Source organism: Prosthecodimorpha staleyi, assembly GCF_018729455.1.
Lineage (GTDB): Bacteria > Pseudomonadota > Alphaproteobacteria > Rhizobiales > Ancalomicrobiaceae > Prosthecodimorpha > Prosthecodimorpha staleyi.
Genome location: NZ_JAHHZF010000006.1, coordinates 235614 through 262422 on the forward strand (window position 1 = coordinate 235614; position 26809 = coordinate 262422).

The 26809-nt window shown below is 67.7% G+C and carries 24 protein-coding genes; 4 read left to right on the forward strand and 20 right to left on the reverse strand.

Translation table 11 applies throughout. The annotated features are described in order from the left end of the window. Nucleotides 1-284 precede the first annotated feature (284 nt). Nucleotides 285-1136 carry a formyltetrahydrofolate deformylase gene (gene purU, locus KL771_RS13810; RefSeq protein WP_261969132.1) on the forward strand — a complete coding sequence of 284 codons (852 nt, stop codon included), beginning with the start codon at nt 285-287 and terminating at the stop codon, nt 1134-1136. Nucleotides 1137-1230: 94 nt separating this feature from the next. Here purU and fdxB read toward each other — a convergent pair whose 3' ends face one another. The 14 genes from fdxB to metH all read right to left on the reverse strand — a co-directional run bounded on the left by fdxB (nt 1231) and on the right by metH (nt 17989). Next, nucleotides 1231-1545: a ferredoxin III, nif-specific gene (fdxB, locus tag KL771_RS13815; protein ID WP_261969133.1), complete on the reverse strand. Its 315-nt coding sequence runs from the start codon at nt 1543-1545 to the stop codon at nt 1231-1233. Continuing rightward, nucleotides 1545-1745, reverse strand: a complete 201-nt coding sequence (locus KL771_RS13820; protein ID WP_261969134.1) for a CCE_0567 family metalloprotein — start codon at nt 1743-1745, stop codon at nt 1545-1547. Before KL771_RS13820 ends, fdxB begins: the two co-directional genes overlap by 1 nt. Before the next feature lie 704 nt (nt 1746-2449). Beyond that, entirely contained in the window at nt 2450-2914 is a 465-nt protein-coding gene (locus KL771_RS13825; protein ID WP_261969135.1) for a NifX-associated nitrogen fixation protein, read from the reverse strand. Nucleotides 2915-2954: 40 nt separating this feature from the next. Continuing rightward, nucleotides 2955-3449: a nitrogen fixation protein NifX gene (gene nifX, locus KL771_RS13830; RefSeq protein ID WP_261969136.1), complete on the reverse strand. Its 495-nt coding sequence runs from the start codon at nt 3447-3449 to the stop codon at nt 2955-2957. Beyond that, on the reverse strand, nt 3412-4803 hold the full coding sequence (gene nifN, locus KL771_RS13835; protein ID WP_261969137.1) for a nitrogenase iron-molybdenum cofactor biosynthesis protein NifN: 1392 nt from the start codon (nt 4801-4803) through the stop codon (nt 3412-3414). Before nifN ends, nifX begins: the two co-directional genes overlap by 38 nt. 11 nt (nt 4804-4814) lie before the next feature. After that, nucleotides 4815-6302 carry a nitrogenase iron-molybdenum cofactor biosynthesis protein NifE gene (gene nifE / locus KL771_RS13840; protein ID WP_261969292.1) on the reverse strand — a complete coding sequence of 496 codons (1488 nt, stop codon included), beginning with the start codon at nt 6300-6302 and terminating at the stop codon, nt 4815-4817. 265 nt (nt 6303-6567) lie between these two features. Further along, nucleotides 6568-8106, reverse strand: a complete 1539-nt coding sequence (gene nifK / locus KL771_RS13845) for a nitrogenase molybdenum-iron protein subunit beta (RefSeq protein ID WP_261969138.1) — start codon at nt 8104-8106, stop codon at nt 6568-6570. Between the two features lie 145 nt (nt 8107-8251). Then, nucleotides 8252-9754: a nitrogenase molybdenum-iron protein alpha chain gene (gene nifD / locus KL771_RS13850; protein ID WP_261969139.1), complete on the reverse strand. Its 1503-nt coding sequence runs from the start codon at nt 9752-9754 to the stop codon at nt 8252-8254. Between the two features lie 183 nt (nt 9755-9937). Next, complete coding sequence (gene nifH, locus KL771_RS13855; protein WP_054357844.1) at nt 9938-10843, reverse strand: nitrogenase iron protein; 906 nt, start codon at nt 10841-10843, stop codon at nt 9938-9940. Between the two features lie 263 nt (nt 10844-11106). Next, complete coding sequence (locus KL771_RS13860; protein ID WP_261969140.1) at nt 11107-11802, reverse strand: protein-L-isoaspartate(D-aspartate) O-methyltransferase; 696 nt, start codon at nt 11800-11802, stop codon at nt 11107-11109. A gap of 172 nt (nt 11803-11974) precedes the next feature. Further along, nucleotides 11975-12397 carry a nucleoside-diphosphate kinase gene (ndk, locus tag KL771_RS13865; RefSeq protein WP_261969141.1) on the reverse strand — a complete coding sequence of 141 codons (423 nt, stop codon included), beginning with the start codon at nt 12395-12397 and terminating at the stop codon, nt 11975-11977. Nucleotides 12398-12614: 217 nt separating this feature from the next. Next, nucleotides 12615-13010, reverse strand: coding sequence for a hypothetical protein (locus KL771_RS13870; protein WP_261969142.1), 396 nt, complete (start codon nt 13008-13010; stop codon nt 12615-12617). Nucleotides 13011-13300: 290 nt separating this feature from the next. Continuing rightward, on the reverse strand, nt 13301-13930 hold the full coding sequence (locus KL771_RS13875) for a glutathione S-transferase N-terminal domain-containing protein (protein WP_261969143.1): 630 nt from the start codon (nt 13928-13930) through the stop codon (nt 13301-13303). Nucleotides 13931-14254: 324 nt separating this feature from the next. Then, nucleotides 14255-17989 carry a methionine synthase gene (gene metH / locus KL771_RS13880; protein ID WP_261969144.1) on the reverse strand — a complete coding sequence of 1245 codons (3735 nt, stop codon included), beginning with the start codon at nt 17987-17989 and terminating at the stop codon, nt 14255-14257. A gap of 77 nt (nt 17990-18066) precedes the next feature. Between metH and KL771_RS13885 the strand changes: the two genes are divergently transcribed. Together KL771_RS13885 and KL771_RS13890 are read left to right on the forward strand one after the other, a co-directional pair. After that, nucleotides 18067-18357 carry a hypothetical protein gene (locus KL771_RS13885; RefSeq protein ID WP_261969145.1) on the forward strand — a complete coding sequence of 97 codons (291 nt, stop codon included), beginning with the start codon at nt 18067-18069 and terminating at the stop codon, nt 18355-18357. 6 nt (nt 18358-18363) lie between these two features. After that, a complete protein-coding gene (locus KL771_RS13890) occupies nt 18364-18795 on the forward strand; it encodes a hypothetical protein (protein ID WP_261969146.1) in 432 nt (143 codons plus the stop codon). Nucleotides 18796-18797: 2 nt separating this feature from the next. Here KL771_RS13890 and metF read toward each other — a convergent pair whose 3' ends face one another. The 3 genes from metF to KL771_RS13905 all read right to left on the reverse strand — a co-directional run bounded on the left by metF (nt 18798) and on the right by KL771_RS13905 (nt 21467). Continuing rightward, entirely contained in the window at nt 18798-19733 is a 936-nt protein-coding gene (gene metF / locus KL771_RS13895) for a methylenetetrahydrofolate reductase [NAD(P)H] (RefSeq protein ID WP_261969147.1), read from the reverse strand. Next, nucleotides 19730-20761 carry an ArsR/SmtB family transcription factor gene (locus tag KL771_RS13900; protein WP_261969148.1) on the reverse strand — a complete coding sequence of 344 codons (1032 nt, stop codon included), beginning with the start codon at nt 20759-20761 and terminating at the stop codon, nt 19730-19732. Before KL771_RS13900 ends, metF begins: the two co-directional genes overlap by 4 nt. 277 nt (nt 20762-21038) lie before the next feature. Then, nucleotides 21039-21467 (reverse strand): hypothetical protein, encoded by a 429-nt coding sequence (locus tag KL771_RS13905; RefSeq protein ID WP_261969149.1) that lies wholly within the window; start codon nt 21465-21467, stop codon nt 21039-21041. A 275-nt stretch (nt 21468-21742) separates the two neighbouring features. On the opposite strand from KL771_RS13905, the gene KL771_RS13910 reads away from it, so the two are divergent. Beyond that, nucleotides 21743-22600, forward strand: a complete 858-nt coding sequence (locus tag KL771_RS13910; RefSeq protein WP_261969150.1) for a hypothetical protein — start codon at nt 21743-21745, stop codon at nt 22598-22600. Here KL771_RS13910 and KL771_RS13915 read toward each other — a convergent pair. The 3 genes from KL771_RS13915 to ettA all read right to left on the reverse strand — a co-directional run bounded on the left by KL771_RS13915 (nt 22575) and on the right by ettA (nt 26702). Further along, entirely contained in the window at nt 22575-23603 is a 1029-nt protein-coding gene (locus KL771_RS13915; RefSeq protein WP_261969151.1) for a helix-turn-helix domain-containing protein, read from the reverse strand. The two genes, KL771_RS13910 and KL771_RS13915, sit on opposite strands and share 26 nt — an antisense overlap. Next, on the reverse strand, nt 23600-24781 hold the full coding sequence (locus KL771_RS13920) for a type II toxin-antitoxin system HipA family toxin (RefSeq protein ID WP_261969152.1): 1182 nt from the start codon (nt 24779-24781) through the stop codon (nt 23600-23602). The genes KL771_RS13915 and KL771_RS13920 overlap by 4 nt, the downstream gene beginning before the upstream one ends. Nucleotides 24782-25034: 253 nt before the next feature. Then, nucleotides 25035-26702 (reverse strand): energy-dependent translational throttle protein EttA, encoded by a 1668-nt coding sequence (gene ettA / locus KL771_RS13925; protein WP_261969153.1) that lies wholly within the window; start codon nt 26700-26702, stop codon nt 25035-25037. Nucleotides 26703-26809: the final 107 nt, after the last annotated feature.

The following is a 26809-nucleotide window of genomic DNA, read 5'->3' on the forward strand; positions in this document are numbered from 1 at the left end:
ACGCCGGTCGCCACCGCGCCATGAGCACAGCGCATCGGAGCTTCTAGGAAATGGCCGGTTGACCGGACATCGCACTGCACCTACGAGCATGGTGCAGCGCAGCGTAGCGAGCGATGGAGAACCTTCGAAAAGGCACCCCGACAGGGGACTTGCAGCGCTGCCGCCCGGACCGGATCGCCGCGCGGGCCGGATCGGGCGAAGCGGCCGGACCTTGTGCGCCCGGCCGGGACGCCATGCATCCGGCTCATGCGTGCCGGCAACACGAAATCCATCAGGGATCTCCCATGTCCTCCGCTTTCGTCCTTTCGCTCTCCTGCGACGACCGCCCCGGCATCGTTGCCGCCGTGACCACGGAACTGGCCGGACTCGGCGCCAACATCGTGGAATCGAGCCAGTTCCTCGACAGCCCGTCGAACCGCTTCTTCATGCGCATCGCCTTCGACACACGCGGCGAGACGAGCAAGGACTCGCTCGAGCGCGCCCTGAAACCGGCGATCGACCGCTTCTCGATCAAGTCGTCGATCATGGACCGGGCCCGCCGGCCGCGTCTGATCGTGATGGTGTCGAAGTTCGACCACGCCATGCTGCATCTGCTCTACCAGATCCGGGTCGGCTGGCTGCATGCCGACGTCGCCGCGATCGTGTCGAACCACGAGGACAGCCGCCGCACGGCGGAGCTCGAAGGCATCCCGTTCCATTGCTGGAAGGTCGACAAGGCCAATAAGGCCGAACAGGAGGAGCGTCTGCTGCAGCTCGTGCAGGAGACCGATGCCGATCTCGTCGTGCTGGCGCGCTACATGCAGGTGCTTTCGGACACCCTGTCCCGCCGGCTGTTCGGCAAGGTGATCAACATCCACCATTCCTTCCTGCCGAGCTTCAAGGGCGCCAAGCCCTACCACCAGGCCTTCGAGCGCGGCGTGAAGCTGATCGGCGCGACGGCCCACTATGTGACGGCCGATCTCGACGAGGGTCCGATCATCGAACAGGAGACCGAACGCGTCACCCATGCGATGAGCGCGGAGGATTTCGTCGCCACCGGCCGCGACATCGAGAGCCGGGTGCTCGCCCGTGCGGTCAAGCGCCACGTGGAAGGCCGCGTCATGCTGAACGGCCACAAGACGGTCGTGTTCGCCTGACCGAACGGCGCGAGGCGGGCGGTGCCGCGGCGACCGCCTGCTTGCCGCTTCGCCTCGCGGCCTCCCGCCGAAGACGGTCCGGGGGACCGGCCGGTCAGGCCGCGATCCGGTCAGCCGGCACGTGGGTCTGGCAGTTCTTCGGGCAGACCCGGGCGCAGGCGCCGCAGCCGACACAGGCGCCGGCATTGTCGACGATCATGATCATGCGGTTGAGTTCGCCGTCGAAATCCTCGTCCTCGCCCTCCTCGACGCGGCCGAGCACCTGGCCGGCCTCGTCGACGCCGTGCAGATGCATCACGTCGCGCGAGCAGACCTTGTAGCAGCGGCCGCAGCCGATGCAGGTGGCCGCGTCGATCCGGGTCAGATATTCGGGCATCCAGGCGCTGCCGTCGCGGGTCGTATAGGCCATCACGCGGTCTCCCGGGCCTTGAGCGAGGCGCGCGCCGCCTCCAGGGCCGCAAAGGCGTCGTGGGCCGCCTGGGCGACGCTCATGATCTGCGTCCAGTTGACGGGAAGGTCCTCGGACAGGTCGTGCAGGTTCATCTTTGCATTGATGGCCTTGGCGGAGAGCTTCTTGATCTCCGCCTTCAGCGCTTCGACATCGGACATCGGCTTCTCCCTTGGCTCTGTTGGCTGGGTCATGACGTTCACATTCGCCCCGGTTCAACCCGGTGCGGTTCAGGCGATCGGCCGGCCTGGCTTGTGGAGGCCTCGGCACATCCCTCTCGGGCTCCCGAGACCCCAACGCATTCTCGTGAGACCACCCGATCTCACGACGCATCCCCGGACAAGGCCCGCCAGGGCCGCCGATCCGGGGCCCAATCGCCCCTCTGCGGCGTCAAGATCCACATGTCGCGCAAAGACTTGCGGCAAGTTGGCGAGCGAGTGGGTCCCGGCTCTCCGCTGGCGCTCCGGCCGGGAATGCGCCGGGGGATCCGCGCACCCCACGCGGGTTTCGCGAAGCCTCGGCACACCCCAGGCGCTTTCGCGATACCTCGAAGCCTCCCGGTTAGGCCTCGCGATCTCACGACGCATCCCCGGACAAGGCCCGCCAGGGCCGCCGATCCGGGGCCCAATCGCCCCCCGGCTGCGTCAAGATCCGCATGTCACGCAAAGGCTTGCGGCAGGTTGGCGCGCGAGTGGGTCCCGGCTCTCCGCTGGCGCTCCGGCCGGGAATGCGCCGTGGGATCCGCGATTTGCCCGGGCGCCGGGTATGCGCCCGGGGATCCGCGATTTGCCCGGGCGCCGCGAAGACGCCGGGGCACCCGCGGCTTCCCCGAGGGCCGGGTCATCTGGATGCAGCCGCTCTCCCCTCACGCGTCGGCGAGGTCGGGGTGCTTCTCGATCCAGCCGGCGGCATCGGCGACCAGCTTGTCGCCGGCCTCGCCGAGCTTCTCGATCGTCTCGAAGCCGAAGCGGTGCACGTCGCGCAGGGTGCGGGTCAGGACGACCAGCCGGCCACAGGTCAGCAGCACGCGGCCGAAGCCCTCGTGGCTCATCTTCATCATCGGCGAGGCGATGCGGCCGGTGACGCGCTCGATGTCGATGCCGACGGCCGCATAGAATTTCTCCAGCCGCCAGAGAACGTCCGGATCGGGATCGCCGATGATCGGGATCTCGCGGCGCTGCTCCTTGGTGACGATGAAGTCGGTCAGGAGATCCGCATCGGCGCGGCCCTCCCAGGTGCCGTAGCTGTCCTCGGCGCGCATCAGGCGCACGAGCGCACGCACGAAGGGCGAGGCGAGCCCGGCGGGCTTGTCGAGAAGATCGGTGCTCATCGGGGTCTCCTGATCGGATTTGAGGGGCGAGCCGTCCGGCTCAATCGTCTTCGAAGCTCGGCTTCGCGGCGCCGAGGCCGGCCTCGGCCAGCACCTTGCGCAGCCAGGGCGGCGGGGCGCCGTTCAGCATGGTGCGGGTCTTCTCCAGCACCTCCTCGATCGAGGCCGCCTGCGGCACCTTGATCGGGTGGATGCGCGCGGAGACGACCTTGGCGGCGGAGGGGCCGCCGATCGCCAGGCAGAACAGCAGATGGCAGCCGGTGAGCGCATCGACCTTGGGCGAGATGCGGTCGTCGCCTTCGGTCTTGTGGGCGCCGGATTCGTCGGAATTGTCGTCGAAGGCGAGCGCCTCGACGAAGCTCCAGCCGTCGCGGGTCACGTCGTAGACGGCGAATTTCGGCGCCGAGCCGAAATGGGCGTTGAGCCCCTTCATGTCGCGGGTCGCGATCGCCACGCGCACCGCCCCGGTCGGGCGGTCCGGCGGGGCCGGCGCCTCGTCAGTGCTCACGAGCTGCAGGCGTCGAACGGCGGTCATGGTCGTCATGCTCCCGGTTGCGGAAGGGATCGAGATCGGCCGGCACCGGCTCGCGCCGCGCCTCCTGGAAGATGTTGGCGGTGCGAAAGATCAGGTCGCGCAGGCCCTGGTAGCCGACCGACAGCAGGTGCTGGCTGCCGAGCCGGTCGAAAACGGGGAAGCCGACGCGCATCAGCGGCAGGCCGAGCCGTTCGGCGGCCTGGCGGCCGTGGCTGTGGGTCACGATCAGGTCGGCGCCGTCGGCGAGGCGCTCCAGGTCGCCGAGATCGCCGACCTGGACGCTGTCGCACGGGATGGGCTCCAGGATCTTCGAGTGCCCGGTCGTGGTCACCGCCGCGTGGATGTCGGCACCGAGGCCGGTGAAAAAATTCGCCAACGCGTAGAGATGGTCGGGCTCGGCGGCGATCGCGATGCGCTTGCCGCCGAAGTGGAAATGCCCGTCGAGCAGGGCGTCCTGCGCCTGCGCGCGGCGGCGCCGGATGCCGGCCGGGACCGGGCGGCCGGACAGTTCGGACAGCAGCATGACGAAGCGGTCGACCGCCTTCAGTCCGGTCAGGTCGCGGAACAGCGAATAGTCGACCCCGGTCAGCTCGGCGAGCCGCGACGCGGGCGCGCGCATATGCTCGCCGATGGCAATGGTGTGGCGCGCGTCGCCGAGGGTGCGGATGTCGTCGATCGGCGTGCCGCCATAGGTGGTCGGCACCCAGCGCTCCGGCACCGTGCCGTCGAGCGAACCGGAGACATCCGGCAGGATCACCGGATCGAGCCCGAAGGCCTCGACCATGGCGCGCAGATGCTCGATGTCGGCGACGGTCAGGTGCCAGCCGGGCAGGATGTTGACCCGGTCGGGCTCGCGCCGGCGGCCGGGCGCGCGGTCGGCGATGCCGTCGATCATCGCCGTCACCGCCTTGGCCCAGCCCTCCTCGATGGCGCCGTCGAAATCCGGCGTCTGCGCCAGCACCACTTCGGTGCCGGCGAGGTCCGCCGCCCGGCGCGCCTTGATGGCGGCGAGATCGCCGGCGAAATCCTCGCCGCGGGTCTCGACCAGCGCGGTGGTGCAGACGCCGATCAGCTTCGGCTTGGTGCGGGATTTCAGGTTGAGGATCGCCTCTTCGAGATGGTCGGCGCCGCCCAGGATGGTGGCGATCTCGTCCATCGCGGTGGTCTGCAGCGGGATGGTCTCCTTGAAATGCCGGACGAACAGCACGAGCGCGAAGGAGGTGCAGCCCTGACTGCCGTGGAACAGCGGCACCGCACCCTCGACGCCCAGATAGGCGAAGGCCGCGCCGAGCGGCTGGGACGATTTCAGCGGGTTGACCGCGGCCGCCTTGGCGGGTTGGAGGATCGAAGCCATCGCGCGCCTCCTCAGCATTCGCCCATGTCGTCGGCGGTGGTGCCGGCGAACTTGCGACGGGTCAGGGCGATCGCGCCGGTCTCGGTCGGGCCCGACGCCATGGCCGGCGGTCGGCCATCCCCATCCCAGGGCGCCGGCGCCCGCACGGTCTCCCAGACCGGATTGGCGAGCGCGATATCGATCTGGCGGACCAGCTCGACCATGCCGTCATAGCCCGCATAGGGATGGTGGCGCTCCTGGTTGATGTCGAGCCAGGGCATCTTGGCCTTCAGGGCGATGAACTGGGTGCGCCCGCCGGAGAGCATGATGTCGGCCTTGCCGGCGGCGAGCAGCGCGTAGAGATCGCGCGGCGCCATCGCGTCGAAGGCGTGCTTGTCGTCCTTCAGGAGCTGCTTGATGCGCTCCTTGTCCTCCGGCGTCGACTTCTTGGTCGAGGTGCCGACGACCTCCAGCCCGACCTCCTGCAGCGCGGCGACCACCGACCAGGACTTGACCCCGCCGGTATTGAGCAGCACCCGCTTGCCCTCAAGACGCGGCCGGAACGCCGCCAGCCGCCGCCAGACGATCGCCTCCTCCTGCATGATCAGGGCTTCGGTGCGCCCGATCAGCGACGGATCGGCACCGCGCGCCACCAGGAGACGGGCGAGACTGCGCAGCGCGTCGGAGGTGTCGGAGACGCCGTAGAAGGAGCCCTCGAAGAAGGGAATGCCCCAGCGTTCCTCCATCTTGCGGGCGAGGTTGATCAGCGCGGTCGAGCAGACCATCATGGTGGCCCGCGCGGTATGGGCGGCGGCCACGTCGCGATAGCGCGCATCGCCCGGAATGCAGGCGCGTACCCGGATGCCGAGCCGGTCAAGCAGCGGCTTCACCATCCAGAATTCGCCGGCGAGATTGAATTCGCCGAGGATGTTCACGTCGGTCGGGCCGACATCGTCCGGCTCGACCGTGCCGATGACATGGTCGAGCAGCGCCTCGCCGGCGAGCTTGTTGCCGAGATTCTTGGAGCCGACGAAGCCCGGCGCGTTGACCGGGACGACCGGCAGGCCGAAGCGCTCGCCGGCGCGCCGGCAGACCGCCTCGATGTCGTCGCCGATCAGCGCCGTGACGCAAGTCGAGTAGACGAAGACGGCCGGCGGCGCGTGCCGCTCGACGATCTCGCGCACCGCGCGGAACAGCTTCTTCTCACCCTGCCCCATCACGATGTCGAGTTCGGTCAGGTCGGTCGTGAAGGAGCGGCGCCAGAGATCGGAGCCGGACGAGCCGGCGCCGCGATTGTCCCAGCTGTTGCCCTCGCAGGCGAGCGGCCCGTGGATCAGATGGGCCACGTCGGTGATCGGCTGCAGCGCGATCTTGGCCCCGTCGAAGGCGCATCCGCCCGCCGCCGCCCCCGGCGTCAGCGGTTTCGAACAGCCCTTCTTCTTCGCCTTGGCGTCCTTGGCCTGGTTCTTGTCGCAGGCCGGCTCGTTGAAAACGTCCTGAATGCGCGCTTGCAGCGACATGGCCCGGCCCTCCGCGACGCCGATGGTCTCGTAAGGGGAGATGAGCAAGCCGTGTGCCAGGACCATTTCTTCAATATCATTCGATACTTAGTGATTGCTCCCCGGAGCGCGGCCGGGCTACCACACGCCATTGTCGCGTTCCCGACGCGTGATGTTGGACGATACGTTCGGCGTGCAGGGCCGCGAACGGCGGGCCCACCCCGCGACGTCGAACGGCCGGCCTCCTGGCGGAGGCCGGCCGCTTGGGTCCGACGTGCTTTGGGGATTACCGCGTCAGGTCGAAGGAATAGTCCGTCTCGCCGGGCACGATGGTGTCGTCGTCGAGCTTGTCGAAGACCTTGTCGAGGATCGCCGTCAGAACGCGCAGGCCGCCCTGGTAGCCCCAGAGGGGGAAGCGGTGGTGGTGGTGGCGGTCGAAGACCGGGAAGGTCAGGCGCAGGAGCGGCGTGCCGGTGTCGCGCTCCAGATACTTGCCGTAGGAATTGCCGATCAGCATGTCGACCGGCTCGGTGAACAGCAGAGAGCGCAGGTGCCAGAGGTCCTTGCCGGCCCAGACCTTGGCGTCGCGGCCGAAGGGCGAGGCGTCGAGCATGGCGCGCATCTCCTCGTCCCACTGCTTGGTGCCGTTGGTGGCCAGGCAATGGATCGGCTCGCCGCCGGTCTCCATGACGAAGCGGGCCATGGCCTGGACGAAATCGGGATCGCCGTAGATTGCGTATTTCTTGCCGTGCAGCCAGGACTGGCTGTCCGCCATGGCGTCGACCAGGCGGCCGCGCTCCATACGGATCGCCTCCGGGATCGGCTTGCCGGCGAGCGCGGAGATCTTCATCAGGAGTTCGTCGGTCGCCTGCACGCCCATCGGATAATGGAACGCGGCGGTCTCCTGGCCCTTGCCGGCGGCATAGTCGAGCGTCTTGCGGGTGTTCCACTTCTGCAGCGACAGGGTCGCCTTGGCGTTGATCGCCGCCTTCACGTCCTCGATCCTGGTGCCGCCGTCATACATGCGGAACTCGCCGTCGGCGGGCGTGTCGAACTGGTCGGAGGCGTCGCCGAGGATCGTATAGTCGACGCCGATCAGGTCGAGCAGGCGCTTCAGCTCGCGGTTGTTGCCGACGCAGAAGCCGTCGAAGCCCGGGATGATGTTGATCGAGGCGCCCGGCTCGCGCGCGGCGTCCTTCCAGAAATGCTCCAGGATACCCTTGACCATGTTGTCGTAGCCGTCGACATGGCTGCCGACGAAGGCCGGCGTGTGGGCGAAGGGGACGTCGAAGCTCTGCGGCACCGAGCCCTTGTCCTTGGCGGTCTGGATGAAGGAATGCAGGTCGTCGCCGATCACCTCGGCCATGCAGGTGGTCGAGACGGCGACCATCTTCGGCCCGTAGAGCGAATAGGTGTTGGCGAGGCCGTCGACCATGTTGTTGAGGCCGCCGAACACGGCCGCATCCTCGGTCATCGACGAGGAGACCGCGCTGCACGGCTCCTTGAAGTGGCGCGACAGGTGCGAGCGGTAGTAGGCGACGCAGCCCTGCGAGCCGTGCACGAAGCTCATGGTCTTCTCGAAGCCGGCGGCGGCGAAGACCGCGCCGAGCGGCTGGCAGGCCTTGGCCGGATTGACCACCAGGGCCTCGCGGGCGAGGTTCTTCTCGCGGTATTCCCAGGTCTTGGTGAACTCGCCCTGCTCGGCGACCTGCGCGTCGGGCACGCCGCATTCGAACATCTTCTTCTTGTTGGCGAGCATCTCCTTGTATTCGGGCTGCCGGAACAGCGGGGCGTGGTCGAGCACGGTTTCTGCGGATTGCGGCATGGTGATCACCTCGGGTCGCCCGGGCCGCGCCATACGGCGGCACTGTCGGGTGGGTGAAAGGGGGCGCGACAGGCGCGCGGGGTCGGCCCTCGCGGGCGGACCCGCGAGGCTTGTCGGTTAGCTGGAGGCGTTGCCGGACGGCGGGCTATTCGGCCGCGACCGCGAAGGTCTCGGGCGTCTCCCAGGGCGCGTCGAACAGGCCCCAGACCGGGTTGTTGATCGCCAGGTCCATGTCGCGGGCGAAGATCGCGAAGCCGTCATAGCCGTGATACGGGCCGGAATAGTCCCAGCTGTGCATCTGACGGAACGGGATGCCCATCTTCTGCACCGGGTACTTTTCCTTGATGCCCGAGCCGACCAGGTCGGGACGGATCTTCTCGATGAACTTCTCCAGCTCGTAGCCGGTCACGTCGTCATAGATCAGCGTGCCGTTCTTCACATAGTGGCCGGTGCGCTGGTAGTCGTCGTTGTGGCCGAACTCGTAGCCGGTCCCGGCGATCTCCATGCCGAGATCCTCGTACGCCGTGATGACATGGCGCGGGCGCAGGCCGCCGACATAGAGCATCACCGTCTTGCCTTCGAGGCGCGGGCGGTACTTGGCGATCACGGCATCGACCAGCGGCCGGTACTTGGCAATCACCGCCTCGGTCTTCTCTTCGATCTCCGGCCCGAAATGCTTGGCGATCTTGCGCATCGAGGCTTCGATCTGGGACGGGCCAAAGAAATTGTATTCCATCCAGGAGACGCCGTACTTCTCCTCCATGTGCCGGCAGATGTAGTTCATCGACCGGTAGCAGTGGATCAGATTGAGCCTGGCCTTCGGCGCCCGCTCGATCTCGGCGAGCGTCGCGTCGCCCGACCAGTTGCCGACCACGCGCAGGCCCATCTCCTCGAGCAGGATGCGCGAGGCCCAGGCGTCGCCGCCGATATTGTAGTCGCCGATCACGTTCACGTCGTAGGGGCCGGTCTCCCAGGCGCTCTCCTTCTTGTCGAACACCCAGTCCCGGATGGCGTCGTTGGCGATGTGGTGGCCAAGCGACTGCGACACGCCGCGGAAGCCCTCGCAGCGCACCGGCACGATGGTGGTGTCGTGCTCCTTGGCCTTCTTCTTCGAGACCGCCTCGATGTCGTCGCCGATCAGGCCGATCGGGCATTCGGACTGCACCGAGATGCCGTTGGCGAGCGGGAACAGCGTCTCGATCTCGTCGATCACCTTCTCCAGTTTCTTGTCGCCGCCGAAGACGATGTCGCGTTCCTGGAAGTCGGAGGTGAACTGCATCGTCACGAAGGTGTCGATGCCGGTCTGGCCGATATAGTAGTTGCGCCGCTGCGACCAGGAATACTGGCCGCAGCCGACCGGGCCATGGCTGATATGGACCATGTCCTTGATCGGCCCCCAGACCACGCCCTTCGAACCGGCATAGGCGCAGCCGCGGATGGTCATCACGCCCGGGATGGACTTGATGTTCGACTTCACGTCGCATTCGGTGAGATGCTTGATCTCGCCATGCTCCTCGTCCTCGCCGGCCGCCTTGGCGACCGAGAGATGCTTGCGCCGGCGCTTGGCGAACTTGTCGGGATATTGCGACAGCACCTCCTCGATGACCTTCTCGTTGAAGGCGCCGTCATTCTCATAATCGAGGCTCATGGAGGCCCCCTCGTTCGATCGGGTTGGCGGGCGGGACCGGGCGCCGCCGGGGTCAAGGCCCGGCGCCGACCGTTCCCCGCGCGCGGCCGCGTCGGGCTTGACCCGCCCGGACGAAACGACCGTCGCGCATCCAGGGACTTCGCAGCCCGGCGCGGCTCGCACGAGACCCGCCGGGACCGGGCGTCAGTGCGCCGCAGCGGCGCGGGCGGCAGCGGCGGCTTCCTTCGCCTGCAGCTCGGCCAGGGCCTGTTCGTCGGACTTCATGATGCCGAAGGCGAGCAGCATGTCCTCAAGCTCTTCCATGGTGATCGGGGTCGGGATCGTACCCTTGCCCGAATTCGCATGGATCTTGCTGGCGAGCTGCCGGTACTCCTGGGCCTGCTGGCTGTCCGGCGCATACTGGATGACGGTCTGCTTGCGCAGCTCCGCATGCTGCACGATGTTGTCGCGCGGCACGAAGTGGATCAGCTTGGAATTGATCCGCGCGGCCAGCGCCTCGGCGAGGTCGAGCTCGCGGTCGGTCTGGCGCTCGTTGCAGATGAGCCCGCCCAGGCGCACGCCGCCGGAATGGGCGTATTTCAGGATGCCCTTGGCGATGTTGTTGGCCGCATAGAGGGCCATCATCTCGCCGGACATGACGATGTAGATTTCCTGGGCCTTGTTCTCGCGGATCGGCATCGCGAAGCCGCCGCAGACCACGTCGCCGAGCACGTCGTAGGACACATAGTCCACGTCGTCATAGGCGCCGTTCTCTTCCAGGAAGTTGATCGCGGTGATCACGCCGCGGCCGGCGCAGCCGACGCCCGGCTCCGGGCCGCCGGACTCGACGCATTTGATGCCGTTATAGCCGATCTTGAGCACGTCCTCGAGTTCCAGGTCCTCGACCGAGCCCTGCTCGGCGGCGAGATGCAGGACGGTGTCCTGGGCCTTGGCGTTGAGGATCAGGCGGGTGGAGTCGGCCTTCGGGTCACAGCCGACGATCAGGATCTTCTGGCCGAGCTCGACGAGCGCGGCGAGGGTGTTCTGGGAGGTGGTCGACTTGCCGATGCCGCCCTTCCCGTAGAATGCGATCTGGCGCAGAGCTGCCATGGTGTGGGTCCCTTTCCCCTCGTTCGGGACCTCCTCCGAGATCCCGGGAAATCGCGGCAGCACGACCGCCGCCTCGCGGAAAGGGTATTTTCAAACAGCGTGCCAACTCGCGGCCGCGATATAATTTATCATTATTTCAATAGCTTATCGGAATTCATGTCGACCCGCGGGGTCCGACGGACCCGTGTCGCGAGGCCGACAATTCGCGACAGGCCTGTCGCGCCCGCCACGCCCCGCGGCCCGCCGCCAGCCTCGGGCCGGCGCTACATCACCAGAGCCCTGCCGGGAACCAGCGGCACGAAGCGCACCGCACCCAGCACCTCGGCGTGGAAGCCGTCGCGCCGGCGCACGACGCGCTGCAGCTGCTGGACGGTGCCCGGTTCGCCGACGGGCATCACCAGGATGCCCTCCGGCGCCAGCTGACCGAGCAGGGCGTCGGGGATGCGCGGTGCGGAACCGGCGACGTGAATGCGGTCGAACGGCGCCTGGTCGGACCAGCCCTCCAGGCCATCGCCGAAGGCGGCCTCCAGGTTGGCGAGCCGCAGCGCCATGAAGCGGCCGAGCGCCAGATCGACCAGACCGCGATAGCGCTCGACGGTGAAGACCTGCCGGGCGATCCGTGCCATCACGGCCGCGGCGAAACCCGATCCGGTGCCGATGTCGAGCACGCGCTGATCAGGGCCGATCTTCAAATGCTGCAGGATGCGGCCGATCGCCGACGGCGCGGTCGCGGTCTGGCCGCACTCGATGGCGAGCGGGCGATCGTCGAAGGCACGGACGCGGTCCTCGGCAGCCGCGAAGATCTTGCGCGGGCATTGCTCGATCGCCGACAGGATGGCCGGGTCGAACACGCCTCGCGACCGAAGCGTCAGGACCAGCCGGGCGAGCCGAACGCGATCGTGCTCGTCCATGGCCAGGATGGCGGGATCGATCGGACGGGTCGGCAGACCTCGGATCAAGACGCAGTCCGTGGGGCAAGGGCCGCTGGGAGGCCGACTATTTCGCGAATCTGCGGACTTCGCAATGCGTTCGCCGCAAATGCGCAACCAAGGCCGCAAACAGAAGAAGCCCCCCGCACGCGTCGTGTCGGAGGGCTTCGCCGGCCGTCGGTCTATCGGGTCTGCGAAAGGGTCAGCCGACCAGTTCGACGCCCGAGAAGAAGTAGCGGATTTCTTCGGCGGCGGTCTCCGGCGCGTCGGAGCCGTGCACCGAGTTCTCGCCGATCGACAGCGCGAATTCCTTGCGGATGGTGCCCTCGGCGGCGTTGGCCGGGTTGGTGGCGCCCATCACTTCGCGGTTCTTGGCGATCGCGTTCTCGCCTTCGAGCACCTGCACCACCACCGGGGCGGAGGACATGAACTCGGTCAGTTCGCCGTAGAAGGGACGCTCCTTGTGGACGGCATAGAACTGCTCGGCCTGACGCAGGCTCATCCAGATGCGCTTGGAGGCGACCACGCGCAGGCCGGCGGCTTCCAGCTTGGCCGTGATGGCGCCGGTCAGGTTGCGGCGGGTCGCGTCGGGCTTGATCATCGAGAAGGTGCGTTCGATCGCCATGGGATCCTCGGCTTATGGGGAAACGGTCGGCGCGGCTTATAGCCCGCGCGGGCCGGAACGCCAAGGGGCCGCAGGGAGACCTTCGCGCGCGAAACGCGACGCGGCGGGCTCGGAATCCCGTTGAGGCGACCCGAAACGGCCTCAGGGGCGCGGCCACGCCGCACCCCTGAGATCGGGTCCATGAAGGGGGTTCGGTCAGGCCTTGCGCGGCGAAGGGTCAGTTCGGCGCGCGGTCCTGCCCGGACTTTTCAGGGGTGTTTACAAGCTTGAGCTCGGCCAGATCGCCCTCGCGTTCCCGGACGGTGAAGCTCGGGATGACGGCGTTCTTGACCACCACGGTCGTGTTGTTGACCGGATCGGACCGGTAGACGAGGTTGCCGGCCGGGTCGCGGAACTCGACGACGGCGCCTTTCGGCCCGATCAGTTCAACATGGCTGACGACCGCCGCCGGATCGATGTCAGTGTAGGACAGCGCCGGGCGGGCTTCGCCCATGCGATCGCCGCGCAGAGCCGGAGCCGCGCCGATCGAGGCGTTGACGGATGTCAGGGCGATCACGCCCACGACGGCACCGACGCAGAAGCCGGCGACCATCATCTTGTATTCGCTACGCATGAATGCCTCCCTCGGCATTACACCTGGGGGCGGATTCTCACCCGGACACGTCGCCTTTTTTCGATGCGCAGCGGGGCTCCTATTCCCCGATGCGCCGGCGTGTTCGCCTTATCCGCTCTCGTGATGTTCTATATAGCGCAGGTGCGTTACCTTGCTTTTGCGTGCAACGCTCAAATTGTTTCAAGGTTGCGTGAATTGTTTCGCGGTCGCAAATTTTACGGTCACGGTGTCGTGACTTAAGGCTGCCGGCGGCGGGGGCGCCGCCGGGGCCCATTGTCAGCAACGGCCGATCACGGCACCAGCATGCCGCGCTGGACGGCCGGACGGGCGCCGACCTGATCGAGCCAGCGGCGCACGTTGTCGATCGGCGGCAGACCGTCGGCGATCTGTTCGGCGAGCCCCGTCAAGGCGTTGAGCGTCCAGGCATAGGTCGCCATGTCGGCGATGGAGTAGTCGGCACCGGCCAGATAGGCGTTGCCGGCCAGTTGCCGGTCCATGACGCCGAGCAGACGCTGCGTCTCCTTGACGTAGCGGTTGATGCCGTAGGGCACCTTTTCCGGGGCATAGCGGATGAAGTGGTTGGCCTGGCCGAACATCGGACCGACGCCGCCCATCTGCCACATCAGCCATTGCAGGGTATGGTAGCGCCCCGCCCCCGAGGCCGGCAGGAAGCGTCCGGTCTTCTCGGCCAGATAGATCAGGATGGCGCCGGATTCGAACAGGGACAGAGGCCCGCCTTCCGCATCGTGATCGACGATCGCCGGAATGCGGTTGTTCGGGGCCACCTTCAGGAAGGCCGGATCGAACTGCTCGTTCTTGCCGATATTGACCGTCTTGACCTCGTAGGCGAGGCCCATCTCCTCGAGGGCGATGGAGATCTTGCGGCCGTTCGGGGTGGCCCAGGTATAGAACGTGATCATGGGATGAGGCGCCTCGACATTCGAACCGGTCGCGACCGGCGACGGCGCAACCCTATTAGTTCGTTAATCCGGAACAAGTGAACTCGTTGTGATCCCGATCGACCCCGACGGCGCCATGCCCTGGCTGCGCCCCCAGGATCGACGGCACCGTCCGGACACTACCGCGGAAACCGGCGCCGTCCGCCATGCCGGACGCACCCCAGGGCCGCGTTGACGGCAACCCTCTCCACCGCCGCGGCTTTGGCGGATGCGAGACTTCGGGACCCGATGCCGTCGGCGTTGCGGGACATGCCGCCCGCCCGCAGCCTCTCGGGAGCGCTTCGACTACTCGGCAGCAGCCCGGAACGCGACCGGATCGTAGTTGAGGATCGGCGCGAGCCAGCGCTCGGCGGTGTCGATGTCCCAGCCCTTGCGAGCAGCATAGTCCTCGACCTGGTCGCGCTCGATGCGGCCGACGCCGAAATAGTGGCTGTCCGGATGGGCGAAATAGAGCCCCGAGACGGCCGAGCCGGGCCACATGGCGTAGCTCTCGGTCAGCCGGATGCCGGCCGCCGCCTCGGCGTCGAGCAGGCGCCAGAGCGTCGCCTTCTCGGTGTGGTCGGGCTGGGCCGGGTAGCCGGGCGCCGGCCGGATGCCCTGGTACTTCTCGCCGATGATGTCCGCCATGGCGAGCGCCTCGCCGGCCGCATAGCCCCAGAACTCGGTGCGTACGCGATGGTGCAGATATTCGGCGAAGGCCTCGGCGATGCGATCGGCCAGCGCCTGCGACAGGATCTTGGAATAGTCGTCGTTGGCCCGGGCGAAGCGCGCCGCGACCGCCTCTTCGCCGATGCCGGCCGTCACCGCGAAGGCGCCGACATAATCCGGGATGCCACTCTCGGGCGGTGCGACGAAATCGGCCAGTGCCAGGTTGCGCCGCGCGCCGGCCGCCCGGCCGATCTGCTGGCGCAGCGTATGCAGCCGCGCGATCTCGCTCGCGCGGCCCTCGTCGGCGAAGAGCACGATATCGTCGCCCGCCTGCGCGGCCGGGAAGAAGCCGATCACGCCGTTGGCGGTCAGCCAGTTCTCGGCGACCATCCGATCGAGCATGGCGCGGGCATCCTCGTAGAGCGCGCGCGCCGCCGGACCGATCCGGGCGTCGTCGAGGATGGCCGGGAAGCGGCCGACCAGTTCCCAGGTGGCGAAGAAGGGCGTCCAGTCGATATAGGGCACAAGGTCGGCGATCGGCACGTCGGCAAGCCGGCGCGTGCCCAGGAAGGAAGGCCGGGTCGGACGCCAGGCGCCGAAGTCCGGCACGAAGCGATTGGCGCGGGCGGTGGCCAACGGCACGCGCTCCTTGTCGGCCCGGCTGCGCGCATGGCCTTCCCGGATTGACACGTATTCGGCGCGCACCTCCGCAACGGTCCCCTCGCGGTGGCCGCCGAGCAGCGACGAGACCACGCCGACCGCGCGGCTGGCATCGGTCACATAGACCGCCTGGCCGCGGCGGTAGTTGGGGTCGATCTTGACGGCGGTGTGGACGCGCGAGGTCGTCGCCCCGCCGATCAGCAGCGGCAGGTCGAAGCCCTCGCGCTCCATTTCGGCCGCGACATGGCACATCTCGTCGAGCGAGGGCGTGATCAGGCCCGACAGCCCGACGATGTCGGCGCCTTCGCGCCGCGCCGTCTCCAGGATCTTCGCCGCCGGCACCATGACGCCGAGGTCGATCACCTCGTAGTTGTTGCACTGGAGCACGACGCCGACGATGTTCTTGCCGATGTCGTGCACGTCGCCCTTGACGGTGGCGAGCACGATCTTGCCCGCGGTGCTCTGGCCGATGCCGCCGTTGGCGGCCTTCTCGGCCTCCATGGTGGGCATCAGCCAGGCGACCGCCTGTTTCATGACGCGCGCCGACTTCACCACCTGCGGCAGGAACATCTTGCCGGCGCCGAACAGGTCGCCGACCACATTCATGCCCGCCATGAGCGGGCCCTCGATCACGTCGAGCGCCCGGCGCGACGCCTTCAGCGCCTCCTCGGTGTCGGCCTCGATATGGTCCGTGATGCCGGCGACCAGGGCATGTTCCAGACGCTTGGCGACCGGCCAGGAGCGCCAGGCGAGATCGGCCTCGCGTTTCTCGACCGTCGCGCCGGCCTTGAAGCGCGGCGCGGCCTCCAGGAGCCGCTCGGTCGCGTCCGCGCGCCGGTTGAGCACCACATCCTCGGCGAGATCGCGCAGGTCCGCCGGAAGGTCGTCATAGACGGCCAGCTGGCCGGCATTGACGATGCCGAAATCCATGCCGGCCTGGATGGCGTGATAAAGGAAAACCGAATGCATCGCCTCTCGGACCGGATCGTTGCCGCGGAACGAGAAGGACAGGTTGGAGACCCCGCCCGAAACATGGGCATGGGGCAGGTTCGCCCGGATCCAGCGCGTGGCCTCGATGAAGTCGACGCCGTAGGTGGCGTGTTCCTCGATGCCGGTGGCGACCGCAAAGACGTTCGGATCGAACACGATATCTTCCGGGTCGAAGCCGACCGTACCGGTCAGGATGCCGTAGGCGCGCCGGCAGATTTGCGTCTTGCGCGCGAAGGTGTCGGCCTGGCCCTGCTCGTCGAAGGCCATCACGACCACGGCCGCCCCGTAGCGGCGCGCCTTGCGGGCCTGCTCCAGGAAGGCCGCCTCGCCCTCCTTGAGCGAGATCGAATTGACGATCGGCTTGCCCTGGACGCATTTCAGACCAGCCTCGATGACCGACCATTTCGAGCTGTCGATCATCACCGGCACCCGGGCGATGTCCGGCTCGGCCGCGATCAGGTTCAGGAAGGTGACCATGGCCTTCTCGCTGTCGAGCAGGCCTTCGTCCATGTTCACGTCGATCACCGTCGCCCCGGCCTCGACCTGCTGGCGGGCGATATCGAGTGCGGCGCGGTAGTCGCCGGCGGTGATCAGCTTGCGGAAGCGCGCCGAGCCGGTGACGTTGGTGCGCTCGCCGATATTGACGAAGGGGATCTCGGGGGCATGCGTGAAGGGCTCCAGCCCGGACAGCCGCATGCGGTGCGGCAGTTCCGGCACCCGGCGCGGCGCGATCCCGCGGACCGCCTCGGCAATGGCGCGGATATGCTCCGGCGTGGTGCCGCAGCAGCCGCCGACGATGTTGACGAGGCCGCTTGCCGCGAAGTCGCGCAGCATGCCGGCGGTCGCCTCGGGCCGCTCGTCGTAGAGGCCGAACTCGTTGGGCAGGCCGGCATTGGGATAGGCGCAGACCAGCGTGTCCGCGACCCGGCCGATCTCGTCGATATGGGCGCGCATCTCGCGGGCGCCGAGCGCGCAGTTGAGCCCGACCGAGAAGGGCCGCGCGTGGCGGACCGAATGCCAGAAGGCGGTCGGCGTCTGGCCCGACAGGGTCCGGCCGGACAGATCCGTGATCGTGCCCGAGATCATCACCGGCAGGCGCAGCCCGGTCTCCTCGAACACCTCGTCGATCGCGTAGAGCGCCGCCTTGGCGTTGAGCGTGTCGAAGATTGTCTCGACCAGCAGGATGTCGGCCCCGCCGGCGATCAGCCCGCGCGCCGCCTCCGCATAGGCCAGGCGCAGGTCGTCGAAGGTGACCGCGCGATAGCCTGGGTCATTCACGTCCGGCGACATCGAGGCGGTGCGGTTGGTCGGCCCGATCGCGCCGGCGACGAAGCGCGGCCGCGACGGATCGGCGGCCTCGGCCGCATCGCAGGCCTCGCGCGCCAGCCGGGCGCCGGCCAGGTTGAGCTCGTAGGCCAGCGCCTCCATGCCGTAGTCGGCCATGGCGATGCTGGTCGACGAGAAGGTGTTGGTCTCGACGATGTCGGCGCCGGCCGCCAGATAGTTGTCATGGATCGACCGGATGATGTCGGGCCGGGTCAGGCTGAGGAGATCGTTGTTGCCGCGCAGGTCGCTCGCCCACGCGGCGAAGCGCTCGCCGCGATAGTCCGCCTCGCCGAGGCCATGGCGCTGGATCATCGTCCCCATGGCCCCGTCAATGACCAGAATCCGCTCGGCGGCGAGCCGGGCGAGACGGGCGGCGGCGGGGTGCTGACTGGTCATGGCAAGACAACTCCGGCCGGCGGCAAAGATTGCGGCAGGCGTGACAGATCGATAGACTTCAAATCGAGAGGTTCAGGATGCAGGCATTTTCGATCGACGACCTGAAGCAGCGGCCACGCTCGATCGAAGACGCGGCGCGCCGGGAGCCGGTCACGATCCGGGATGCCGGCGAGGAGTTCGTCTTGATGACACGCCGCGCCTTCGACGCCCTGCAGGGAGCCATCCCGAAAACGGACATCTTGCCGAAAGCCATCCAGGCCGGCCCGTATCGGCGCGCGCATGCTGTCGACGATCTGCCCGAGGACCTTGCCGACGAACTGCTCGAAGGCTTGGCGCAGGCTGCCAAGACGCCGTATCGGATCGACTGAGCCGCCATGGCCAGCCTGCCGGCGCCGGTCGAAGGTCTCGTGGTCCGCTACGAATATCTTTGGGCCCGCGAGCACGATGCCGGGCGCGTGTCGTCCAAGGACCGGCCGGCCTGCGTGATGGTCGTCTCGTCGATGCAGGCCGGGACCGGGGCCCGGCGTGTCTATCTGGCGCCGATCACCCATTCCGAACCCGCGCCCGGCACGCCTGCCCTGGCGCTTCCGGCCGACGAGAAACGGCGCCTCGGTCTCGACGACCTGCCGTCCTGGCTGATCCTGTCCGAGGTCAATGTCGACATCTGGCCGGAAGGCCTTGCGAACGCGCAGGGCGCCGAGAACGGCGTCTACGGCCGCCTGTCCCACCCGCTCTATCGGCAGGCCGCCGAACGTCTCGCGGCCGAAGTCCGGGCCGGGACGGTCCGCCGGATCCCCCGCCCCTGACCTCACGCCGCCGCCCCCACGGACGCCACGGCGGCTTCGGCCTTGGCGTCCGGCACCGGGCGCAGGCCGAGCAGATGGCAGATGGCATAGACGAGGTCGGCGCGGTTCATCGTGTAGAAATGGAAGTCGCGATAGCCGCGCTTGACGAGATCGAAGCACTGCTCGGCCGCGACCGTGGCGGCGACCATCTGACGGGTCTTCTCGTCGCGCTCCAGGCCTTCGAAGCGGTTGGCGAGCCAGGCCGGCACGCTTGCCCCGGCGCGCCGGGCGAAGCCGGCGGTGCGCTCGAAATCGAGCACCGGGATGATCCCCGGCACGATCGGGATATCGATCCCGGCCGCGCGGACGCGGTCGACATAGCGCTCGAAGATGTCGTTGTCGAAGAAGAACTGGGTGATGGCGCGGGTCGCTCCGGCCTCGACCTTGCGCTTCAGGAGCTGGATGTCGGCAGGCAGATCCGGGCTTTCGGGATGCTTCTCCGGATAGGCGGAGACCGAGATCTCGAAATCGCCGATCTTCCGGATGCCGCGGATCAGGTCCGGCGTCGAGGCGTAGCCGCCCGGATGCGGCTGGTACTTGCGGCCCATGCCGTCGGCCGGATCGCCGCGGAGCGCCACGATATGGTTGACGCCCGCGCTCTTATAGCTGCGCACGACCTGGTCGACCTCCTCGCGCGTGGCGTCGACGCAGGTCAGATGGGCCGCCGGGGCGAGGTTCGTCTCGCGGATGATGCGCGCCACCGTCGCGTGGGTGCGCTCGCGGGTCGAGCCGCCGGCGCCGTAGGTGACCGAGACGAAGCTCGGCCGGAGCGGCGCCAGCCGCTCGATGCAGGACCACAGGGTCTCCTCCATCTTCTCCGTCTTGGGCGGGAAGAACTCGAAGGAGACGCGGATCGGCGCGGTGGAGCCGAGCAGATGATCAAACTGGGCGCCGGTCATGCCACAGCCTCCCTTCTCTTCAGGTCGTGGGCGACGAGCAGGCGCGGATCTCGCGCCAGCCAGAGCGTGACGGTGAGTTGTCCCGGCCCGGGGGCCGGCAGGTCGCGGATGGTCTCGACGGCGAGCCCGGCCTGTTCGAGCAGCCGCGTGATCTCGCCATGCGAAAAGCCGAGCCGGCGGTGGGCGTGCTCCTCGCGCAGGAATTCCAGATCGTGGGGGGCGAAATCGACCACCAGGATGCGGCCGCCGGGGCGCAGCACGCGCGCCGCCTCGCGGATCGCACGGGCCGGGTCTTCCAGGTAATGCAGCACCTGGTGCAGCGAGACGAGATCGAAGCTGTCGCGCGGCAGGTCGAGCGCGTAGATGTCGCCGAGCCGGACCTGGGCGCCAGTGACGCCGGTCCGATCGAGATGGGCGCGGGCGACCGCCAGCATGTCGTGCGACAGGTCGATGCCGAGCGCGCGCGCCCAGCGCCCGTCGAGGAGTTCGATCAGGCGGCCGGTGCCGGTGCCGAGATCCAGATAGGCGTCGAAGGGCGTCGTCCCGATCGCCTCCTGGATCGCCGTCTCGACCACTGAATCCTCGACCTGCAGGGAGCGAATCTCGTCCCAGGCATGGGCGTTGCGGGCGAAATAGGCCGCCGCCCGCTCCGATCGCGCCCGCTTGACCTGGTCGAGCCGTTCGCGATCGCGCGCCAACCGGGCGTCGCGCGCATCGATCAGGCTGCGGATCACCGAGGCGAGCGTCACCGTCGCGGCGTTGTCGGCCAGCCGGTAGTAGACCCAGGCGCCCTCGGGGAAGCGATCGACCAGGCCGGCCTCGGTCAGGAGCTTCAGGTGGCGCGAGATTCGCGGCTGGCTCTGGCCGAGGATCTCGGTCAGGTCCTTGACGGTCAGGTCGCCCTTCTCGAGCAGGACCAGGATGCGCAGGCGCGTCGGCTCCCCGGCCGCGCGCAGGAACTCGACCAGTTGGTCGGCGGACATGCGGTCGGCCGGATCGGGCGCGGCGAGGGGCGACAGAAAACTCATGAGACGGACATAAAGATATCTTTATGCGAGATCAAGAGCCTTTGGTCCGGAACCGACGCTTTCTGTCCGCAGGACGGTGGATCGCCGCCCCGCCTGCCTGACAATCGACGGACCGGTAGGCCAGCCCCCGGCAAGACGGGCCCGCGTTCGGCCAAAGAAAAGGGGCGCCCCGAAGGACGCCCCCGACCCGGCGCCGATCCGACGCCTCGTCTCAAGGTACGACGCGCGACGGCCCTCCGGAATGACCGGTGCCGGTTTCGCGTCGCCCGTCAGCCGATCATTGGCAATAATCCCAATAGCCCTGGATGCGCCGACCGTCGGTCCAGTACCAGCAGAGGTCGGGACCCGGGGCCGCCGGAACCATGCCGACGGCGCCGACCGCCAGGACAGTACCGAGCGCCACGCCGCCGACCCAGTAGCCGTAATGCGGGCGATGATGCCACGGCCGGACCACGACCTTGTGCGGCTTGACGACGATGCCGCCGTGATACGGCTTGCCGTAGAAGCCGCCCGGACGGCCGACCACGACGACGCCGTGATGATGGCCGCCGCCCTTGACGATGACCTTCGCGGTCTTCTCGGGCGCCACACCGGCGGCGAGATCGGCGGTCGCCGGACGCGGACCGGCCGGCAGCGCGGAAGCTGCGCCGGGAACGAGCAGGCTGGCGGCCAGCACGGCGGCCGTGACGGTTTTCAGATGAGACATGGCCCACTCCTCTTCTGGCCATTCCGGCAGGGCGGGACCCCGCCGGACCTGTCGACGCCCGGCCGGCCTCATGGCCATCCCGGGCTTCCAACAATAGGTAGGACTTTACCGCATGCCGCGAAATTCGCGAAAGTGCCTAGGGTTTGGGCTGACGGCTTCGGCAACTCGACCGACCGCGCCGGCATTCTGCCGGAACAGGCGCTGACAACCTCCGACGTCGCCCCGGCACGGCCCGTGCATCCTCTGCCCGAACACCCTCGCGCCCCGGAGCCCCGATGTCCAAGCCTGACCTGATCGTCGCCCTCGGCGAGCGCCGCTATGCCGTCGAGCGCCCCTGGCCGCAGGGGCCGGAGGCGCGCGCACTCAAGGGGATCACCGATGTCGCAGTCGACAGTCGCGGACAGGTGCTGGTCTATCAGCGCATCGACAGCCTGGTCGACGCGCCGATCGATCCGGTCGCGGTGTTCGATGCCGCAGGTCAATGCGTCGGAGCCTGGGGCCGCGACGCGGTGGTCGACGCCCATTCGCTGTCGGTCGCGCCCGATGGACGTATCCTGCTGATCGACCGCGATGCCCATCAGGTGCTGATCTTCGATGCCGATTTCCGCCCGCTCGGGAGCCTCGGCGAACGGCACGGGCCGAACCGGCCCTTCAACCACCCGACCGATGTGGCGGTTGCGCCGAGCGGCGACATCTACGTCGCCGACGGCTACGGCGCCGCCCATGTCCACCGCTTCGATGCCACCGGCCGCCTGATCCAGACCTGGGGCAGGCCCGGACGGGGACCGGGCGAATTCACCACGCCGCACGGTATCGCCGTCTTAGCCGACGGCCGCGTCCTGGTCGGCGACCGCGAGAACGACCGCGTCCAGGTCTTCACCCCGGAGGGGGCCTTCCTGGCCGCCTGGGGCGATTTCTTCCACCCGATGGATATCCATGTCGACGCGACCGGCCTCGTCCACGTCACCGATCAGATCCCGCGCCTGTCGCTGCTCTCCCCCGACGGCGCCCTCCTCGGCCGCTGCCGCCCCGTCCTCAACGGCGCCCACGGCATGTCCAGCGACACGGCCGGCAACCTCTACCTCGCCGAAATGGTCCCGAACCGGGTCACGAGGCTGAGGCGGTTGGGGTGATGGGCCGGCGGCGTTGCGAGCTTATGGCCAGAAACTGCTCGACGCCGGACCGGATCCGGTTTGCCGGCAGGGAATGAACCCCAAACAGCCCAAAGAGCGGCATGAGCAATTGACCGACCACGAGGGGCATCGCTTCCGGCAATTCGGCAGCCGGAACGGCCGTTTCCGACGAACAGCCATCGCTGCGCGCCGGGTGCACATGGACACCGAGATCTTCGAGCGGATTGACCCATGACTTCAGTTGGCGCGCTGTCAGCCCTGAATAGACGACACGAAGCCTGATGTCGGGAAGCGCAGCGTCGTCCTTCGCCAGTTGGCGCGCAAGGTGGTGGGCGTGGAGCAAAGCTTCGCAGCTTCGCCAGATTGGAATAACCCAATCGAAGATCGTGCGAGGTTGAAAGCCAATCTGAGAATCCTCTTCGAAGCCCCTGAGGATCACAGCGCGCCCGTCCGGTGCGACACGCCAGAAGTCGCATCGCGCAGCATCGCTGAAGGTTCGGTCCACCCCTTCGAAGCCGTCCGGCTTCAGCCAAGTCTCGATGAGGCCGTCGATCTCGATCGGTGACAGTCCGGACTGCTCGCGCACCATGAACAGGGGCCAGCCGGTATGCGGTTGCGCCGAAGCGGCGAGGATTCGCCTCAACTCGGCCGGGCGGACCTGACGCAGGTCGCCATCCAGCCAATAGTCGAACCGGAACCATCCATGCGGAAAGCGCGCCGGGGTGTCCGGCTCCAGCCGTTCCATCAGATCGCGCCAGCGCGCCATGGCCTCGCGCACGAAGCGGTCCTGGGCATCCTCAGGCGGGCGTTCTTCGAGCAGGCCGACCACGCGCAGGATGTCGAAGGCCTTGGCGAGCGTCAGGGTCGTCTCGCCGCGCTCGAAGGCCGCCAGGGTCGGGATGCTGACGCCAGCCAGCGCCGCGTGGTCGCGCTGGGTCAGGCCCTCGGCCTTGCGGCGGCGCAGGGCCTCCGCGACGAGATCGGGCCAGGCGAGCGGGGTCAACCGAGCAGTCTCAGGCATTGGCTCTCGACGATCTCCGAAAAGCGATGGACGAAGCCATCCGGCGGCTCGCCCTGCGGCGGTCTGATCAGTGGCGCGGCCTTGGCGACGCCGCGCTTCAGATCGGCGAATGCCTGCCGGATCGCCGGCGCCGGGAGGCCGATCTCGCGACCGAAATTCTCGAAATCCGCGCGGGCGATCTCGCCCGTCTGCCGCCGGCGTCCGCCGAGCGCGAGCGCGAACTCGCCGTCGAAGCGATCGCCATAGACCAGCGTGTTGAGCACGTCATAGACCGGCGACAGGCGCAGCCCCTCAGGACGCTCCAACAGGGAGAAGTTCTTCAGATGCGCATCGCAATTGCCAATCAGCGCATAGACGACGAGGCGGCGGAAGAAGCGCGCCAGATCGATCACCGGCCGCGCCGAATGGCGCTTTATCGCGCCGGCCACATCCTCGTAGGACGCCTCGTACTTGCCGCGGTGGTTGTGCCCCTGCGGCCTGGACAGAATCTGGGCGCAGTCCTCCAGCCGCAGCCGCTGTCCCCGCGCATCGCGGTCGAAGCGATGGACGATCAAGGCATGGTCGTCGAAGCCGCCGACGCCGCCGGCCTCGAAGGCGGTCACCTCGTCCCGACCGAGCACGGCCGCCGTCCAGCGCAGGCTCAGCAGTTCGTTGCGCACGAAGGTCGGATTGGCGTCCGAGTTGAACTTGGCGATAAACGGCGCGGCGCCCTCGGCCGGCGCCGGGAGAAATCCCGTGGCACCGCGGACGACGAGCAGCTTGCGCTGGACGCCCGACACGGTGCGGCCCGGATTGACGGTCGGGTCGATGACGGCGTCGGATCGCCCCTCCCCGGTCTCCGCCGCAACGCTGATCGCCCCGATGCAGTCGGCGCCGTAGCGGACGAGCAGGCCGAAATCATCCTCGATGGCCAGCCGTGCGACCCGCGCCTGCCCCTCGCGCAGCCAGCCTTCCGTGCCGAGATGCTCGAACACCGGATGCAGGCCGACCGGCCAGTCATGCTCGCGGCAGGTCGCCGGCAGCGCGCAGGCGATGTCCTGCTGCCAGCCGGCATCGTAGTCGAAACGCGTGCCGCGTTCCGTCTCGATCAGATGCCCGGCCGGCTGGCCCTTGAACAGGATCCTGGCGATGCGCCCCATGGCGAAACCATAACTCCACACGGAGCCGAATGCGCGGCTCCGCTCCCTATTTCAGGAGTCATAGCTTAATTTTCAAGGACCCGATCCGGAAAATGAAGCCTCAGCTTTCATTTCCAAGAACGATGCCCAAAAATGAAATCATACCTTCATATGGAAAGGGGAAGGCGCGGATCGCCCCAGAGGACGAAGCTATGCTTTCATTTCGGATCGGTCGAAACCCGCGCTTCGACCGGCTTGGCGGCACCGGCGCGCGGACGCGCCGGTGGCTGGGGCATCACCGCGTCAGGGGCTTGTAGCGGATGCGGTGGGGTTCGACGGCGTCGGGGCCGAGGCGGCGCTTCTTGTCGGCTTCGTAGTCCTGGAAGTTGCCCTCGAACCATTCGACGTGGCTGTCGCCCTCGAAAGCCAGCATGTGGGTGGCGATGCGGTCGAGGAACCAGCGATCGTGGCTGATGATCACGGCACAGCCGGCGAAATCCTCCAGCGCCTCTTCGAGCGCGCGCAGGGTTTCCACGTCGAGATCGTTGGTCGGCTCGTCGAGCAGCAGCAGGTTGGCCCCGGATTTCAGCATCTTGGCCAGATGGACGCGGTTGCGCTCGCCGCCCGACAGCATGCCGACCTTCTTCTGCTGGTCGCCGCCCTTGAAATTGAAGGCGCCGCAATAGGCGCGCGAATGCATCTCGCGCTTGCCGAGATAGATCACGTCGTTGCCGCCGGATATCTCCTCCCAGACGGTCTTGTTCGGATCGAGCGCATCGCGCGACTGGTCGACATAGCCGAGATGGACGCTCTCGCCGATCGTGATCGTGCCGGCGTCGGGCTTGTCCTGGCCGGTGATCATGCGGAACAGCGTGGTCTTGCCGGCGCCGTTCGGGCCGATCACGCCGACGATGCCGCCCGGCGGCAGTTTGAAGGTCAGGTCGTCGATCAGCAGCCGGTCGCCGTAGCCCTTTTTCAGGCCCTCGAAATTGATGACGTTGTTGCCGAGCCGCTCGGCCACCGGAATGATGATCTGGGCGCTGGTGATCTGCTTGTCGTCGGCCTGCCGGACCAGATCCTCGTAGCGCTGGATGCGGGCCTTGGACTTGGCCTGGCGCGCGCGGGGGCTGGCCGCGATCCATTCCTGCTCGCGGGCGAGCGTGCGCTGGCGGGCCTCGTCCTCGCGGCCCTCCTGCTCCAGGCGCTTGCGCTTCTGGCCGAGCCAGGCGGAATAGTTGCCCTGGTAGGGGATGCCGCGGCCGCGATCGAGTTCCAGGATCCAGCTCGTCACATTGTCGAGGAAGTAGCGATCGTGGGTCACGATCAGCACCGCGCCCTTGAATTCGCGCAGGTGCTTTTCCAGCCAGGCAACGGACTCAGCATCGAGATGGTTGGTCGGCTCGTCGAGCAGCAGCAGGTCTGGTTCGGACAGCAGCAGCTTGCACAGCGCGACGCGGCGGCGCTCGCCGCCCGACAGCTTGGTCACATCCGCATCCGGCGCCGGGCAGCGCAGCGCCTCCATGGCCATCTCGACCTTACTCTCCAGATCCCACAGCCCCTGCGCGTCGATCTGGTCCTGCAGCGTGGTCATCTCTTCCATCAGCTCGTCCGAATAGTCCTCGGCGAGCTTCATGGAGATCTCGTTGTAGCGATCGACCAGTGCTTTCTTGGGAGCGACGCCGAGCATGACGTTGCCGAACACGTCGAGCGCCGGATCGAGCTGCGGCTCCTGCTCCAGATAGCCGACGCGTGCGCCCTTCGCGACCCAGGCTTCGCCGGAATAGTCCTTGTCGACCCCGCCCATGATCTTCAGAAGCGTCGACTTGCCCGAACCGTTGACGCCGAGCACGCCGATCTTGGCATCCGGAAAGAACTGCAGATGGACGTTGTCGAGGATCTTCTTGCCGCCCGGATAAGCCTTCGACAGACCATTCATGTAGTAGATATATTCGTAGGAAGCCATGAGCCTCGCTGCCTCTCGTCCGGTCGGAAGGGTCGGGTCGCAGTGGCGGCCGGTCGGCCGCGCGACGTCGGGCACACATGTAGCGACAGCCCCGGCCCGGAGCAATG